The 2,642-nt window shown below is 69.5% G+C and carries 1 protein-coding gene and 1 pseudogene; both read right to left on the minus strand.

Annotation, left to right across the window (positions count from 1 at the left end; all coding sequences use genetic code 11):
- Positions 1-133: 133 nt before the first annotated feature.
- Positions 134-730 (minus strand): ATP-binding protein, encoded by a 597-nt coding sequence (locus Q7W02_22090; GenBank protein ID MDO8478837.1) that lies wholly within the window; start codon positions 728-730, stop codon positions 134-136.
- Positions 727-2,302, minus strand: a pseudogene (istA, locus tag Q7W02_22095) (IS21 family transposase). Before istA ends, Q7W02_22090 begins: the two are co-directional and overlap by 4 nt.
- Positions 2,303-2,642 lie beyond the last annotated feature (340 nt).

Here is a 2,642-nt window from a genome sequence, read left to right on the forward strand (position 1 = left end):
CGACTTGCTGTGACGGGTACTCCCTGCTCACCTGTTCGCGCCCACGCCCCTTTGTCCATGTCCCCTCCCCGGTGGTGTGTGGTGCTGCCGCTACGCACCACCGTAGTGGGAAGGGCGGCATATTCCTCATAACTTAGATCAGCGTGGACGCTTTTTCGTAGCGGCGCATGACGATCTCGAGGAGATCCTCGGCCGCGGTCTGCGGCAGCTTCCGCATGGCGAGATCGTCGATGACGAGGAGCGGGACGGTGGTGAGCTGCGCCAGGTATGGCTTCCGCGTGCCCGCCAGCTGGGCATCCGCGAGTTCCTCGAGCAGCACGTGGGCTTCGCGGTAGAGCACGCGATGGCCTTGCTGGATCACAGCGAGACCGATCGCTTGCGCCAAGTGGCTCTTGCCCGTGCCGGGCGGCCCGTGAAACAGTCCGTCCTCGTGCTGGGTCACGAAGCGGCCGGTGGCGAGCTCGAACACGAGGCGGCGGGGCATCTTCTTGTTGAAGTCAAAGTCGAAGGTATCGAGCGTCTTGCCCGGGTCGCGGAAGCCGGCCTGTTGGATCCGGCGAGCGAGGAGCCGGTCCTGGCGGCGCAGGAGCTCGTCTTGGACGAGCGTGGAGAGGAAGTCAATCGGGGCCAGCCTGTCGGTCTGGGCCTCGAGGAGCCGCGGCTCGAGGCCGATCGCCATGCCGGAGCAGCGGAGTTGCCGGAGGGCGCGTTGCAGCTCGATGAGGTTCATGTGGGGATCTCCTCCTGGGTTTTCCGCGCGATGACGTCGCGGTAGTGGGTGAGGTCGCGGATGAGCGGATCGACCTGGCGCAGTGTGAGAGGCACCGCCGGGTGCCGCTCGAGGTAGCGCCGGACGAAGCGGTAGTTGGCGACCTGGAGCTCCAGCGCGGCGGCGCAGGCGTCCTCGACCACCGCGGGGCCGTGTTTCTTCACCAGCCCGAGGACGCCCAGGATGCGGCGGACGCCGAGTGGGCCGTCGCGGCGATGGATTGTGTCGCAGAGGGTACCGATGTGGGCGCCGGCGCGGGCGGCCTGCGCGAGCAGCGTCAGCGTGGTGGGCGGGGTGCGTGCCGGCTGATCCGCGGGGTGCATGGCCCGGCGCCCGGGCGGGGTGCGGCGATGCTCGCGGAGGAGGGTGCCGGTGGCGGGGTCGAGGAGGCGGACGTGCAGGCCGTCCCATTGGACCGACAGGGCTTGCCCGATCCAGCCGGGCGGGGGGGCGTAGTAGGCATACTCGACTTCGACGCAGCCGTCGAGATGGACCGTGCGGAGGCCGAACTGGTAGTAGCGAAACGGCTCGACGGGCAGCGGCCGCAGGGCCGGCCGCTCCTCGGCGAACATGGCGGCCACTTGGCGCTTGGTGGTGCCGTGGATGCGCGTGTCGGCCCAGCGGGCGTCCCAGCGGTCGAGGTAGGCTTGCGCCCTCGGCGAGCGTGTCGAAGCGCAGGCCCTTGAGGGCCTTCTGCGTGTGGCCAATGGCCGACTCGACTTTCCCCTTCCGATCAGGATCCCCGACGCGACAGGGCACCGCGACCACGCCGTAGTGCGCGAGCACGTCGCGGTAGAGCGGGTTCAGCGTGGGGTCGTAGATGTCCGGCGTCAGCACGCCCTCGCGAAGATTGTCGAGGACGACGACCGTGACCGACCCACCCAGCCGGCGAAACGTTTCCTCGTGCAACTCGGCCCAGCACCGGGTGCTCGACTGAAAGGTCAGCAGGCGGACGCTCTTGCGGCTGTAGCCCAGCGTGAAGACGAACAGCCGCGTGCGGCGGTACTTGCCCGTGACCGGATGCCGCACCATCGGGCCCTCGCCGTAATCGACTTGACCCTCTTCACCCGGAGCCGTCACGATCACCGGGTGCGCCTCGACGGGCTGCTGGCCCCGGAGCGTGAGGATAAAGCGCCGGACACTCGCATACTGGGCGGGGAAGCCGTGATCATCGACCAGATCGCGCCAGATCGCCATGGCGTCGCGGCCGTGGGCGAGGGCCCCCTCGATCAGCTCGCGATACGGGGCGCACGCGCTGGCCGTAGGCGAGCGCCCTGGGGGTGGCGGCGTGTGCAGCAGGGTGGAGAGCCCCGGCGGACGGGCTCCGGGGTCGGTGGACACCTCTATGGCCGGATTTGCCGCGGGGTGGCCCCACCGCCCCGGGGGCCGCACGGCGAGCCCGGCGGCTTTGAGGTAGGCGCTGGCGGTCTCGCGCCGCACGCCCGTCGCCTGCTGGATCCGCCGAAGCGTCCAGCCCAGCCGGCCAAGTGCCAGAACGTCCTGTCGTTTGTCGTCGCTCAAGATGTTGGTCATGCTGGCGAGAGGGACCACAGCCCCTCCCGCCGCGTCAACGTCTTGAGCGCCTACCCTCTATGGCCGGTTTTGAGGTGTCGACCTATGGCCGGTTTTGGGTGTCGACCGAGGCTCAGTCATGGGCCGCCTCGCCCGAGGGTCCTCCCTCGGGACCTGCCTTGCCACAGTCTAGCTTCCCGGCGACTCGCGCACCGTCGCTGGGCGCGGCCGCGCGCCGGCCCGTCGCGCGGTACTCGCCCGCGTGCTCTTGAGCCGCGATCCCCTGAAGAACGACACCCAGAAATTCTCCGCGAGGGGCGCCAGGCGGGTCGGATCGGCGAAGTGCTCGGCGAGGAAGCCG

The sequence above is a fragment of the Candidatus Rokuibacteriota bacterium genome, assembly GCA_030647435.1.
Lineage (GTDB): Bacteria > Methylomirabilota > Methylomirabilia > Rokubacteriales > CSP1-6 > AR37.

Excerpts from the sequence above, each read along its gene's own strand:
- Q7W02_22090 (MDO8478837.1), bottom strand. The coding sequence starts at position 730 with ATGAACCTCATCGAGCTGCAACGCGCCCTCCGGCAACTCCGCTGCTCC.